The sequence below is a fragment of the Neisseria sp. P0021.S006 genome (genome assembly GCF_051956895.1).
Genome location: NZ_JBQCWZ010000267.1, coordinates 1 through 1,720, shown reverse-complemented (window position 1 = coordinate 1,720; position 1,720 = coordinate 1). Strand labels below are relative to the sequence as shown.

Annotated in this window: 1 protein-coding gene; it reads left to right on the top strand. The window is 41.7% G+C overall.

All coding sequences use genetic code 11. From position 1 onward, the window contains the following. Window positions 1-158 precede the first annotated feature (158 nt). The coding region (locus ACTHUM_RS13200) for a hypothetical protein (protein ID WP_440403080.1) at window positions 159-1,720 on the top strand (1,562 nt) is incomplete at its 3' end.

The window sequence follows — 1,720 nt, the reverse complement described above, 5'->3', positions numbered from 1 at the left end:
CTGTATCTCTATACTTTATGCATGATAACCAAGAAAATATTAGATGTAGCAAGGAAATATCTTATATTCAATATAAAAAAAATTATTTATATAAAAAAGATTATTTTATCACCAATTAAAATTAAAAATTTACTCAAACAATTAATAGGAGAATTATTATGGCAACAGTTCAAAATGCACAAATTCGGCAGCATTTTATTCGCATGGGCATGCCTAAAAAGGAGATTGATAGCATCATGCGGGATAATGTTATTATGCAAAAGACTCATATTTTTATCAATAAATGGGGGCTATCAAGTATTCGTGTCGATCATCATGTTCCAGCCACTTATACAACGAGAAAATTAAGAGGAGACATTGAATACCGTGAGATGGTATTTGGAAAAGATTATCTTACGGCTTCTGATTATGCCCATGAAATCGAGCATGGTATTTCTGATACTCTTTATAGACTAGATCTTGCTGATGAGAGAAATCCAACAAAAAACCTTACTGCAAATGAGTATGCCCGCCGTTTTTTGTATGAAGAAGGAAAAGCCGAATACAACCGTTTTCAGTTTGATTTGCGGAACAATCCCAAAGAAACCAAATACGGATCGGATACGGCAGCAATCAAGGCGATGAACCAACAACAGGCTGTTGATTATTTTGCCCACAAAATGAAAACCCAAAACCCCAGCGGACAGCCCGACCATACTTATTGGACATGGGCGAAATCTGTATTCCTTAAGGAAACCAATCCAAACCTGCTAAACGGTAAAACTCCGGCCGAAAAGCAAAAAATTCTGCAATCAGGAATGGATGAAGCAGCGCCTGACCATCCCAACAGACTGTTTGGCGTAGGTGACGAGCGGGTTCGCTTTCAGAAAACCGATCCAAATATGCCGCTTAGTCTGATGCCGATGATGGCGCGTGGAAATCCTACGCTGATGGTGGTATTTGTACCTGCCAACAGCCGTTTGGCAGACGGTACGGTAACGACGGCTGCAAGAACAGCGTTATATTATTCTTCAGGCGGAAAGCAGGGGGCGATTGAATTCGGTATCGGTGGCGCGGGCAAGAGTGTCAGCTTCAACGATAATTTAGTAAATTACTCAAAAAGTGCGTATGCGGCACTGATTACTTCAGCCAGTAGGCTTCATTCCAATGCAGTGAACCGCTTGGCTACTTTGGTCGAACAGCAAAAATCCGAACAGGCATCAGGAAAAGGCAAAGAAATTCATAATGAAAACGAAGCTTTGAAAGCTTTGCAGGATTTACTGAACAAAGCCAATATTTCACTTGATTTGCAGGGCGGAGTGGATAATCTTCAGCAGAATTTTGACCAAATTGCCAAAAATTACCATACTCCTCTTGCTATCGAGCTGTATGGAGAAGAGTTGCTCACGACTTCGGTGGAGGATGGAGTGAGTTTTGATATGGATGGCGACGGGATGGCCGAACAGACGGCTTGGCTCAAAAAAGGCAGCGGTTTTTTGGTTTGGGATAAAAATGGAGACGGCATGGTAAACGACGGAACGGAGATGTTTGGTGAGGCAACAGTTATGTCTGACGGCAAGCGCGCAGAAAACGGCGTAGAAGCTTTGAAAGATTTGGACAGCGACAATAATAATATCATTAATCAATATGATGAATTGTGGGGCGAGCTAAGAATCTGGCATGACGAAAACAGTAACGGGAAAACGGAGGAAGGAGAGCTTTCTCTATTGTCCGACTTGGA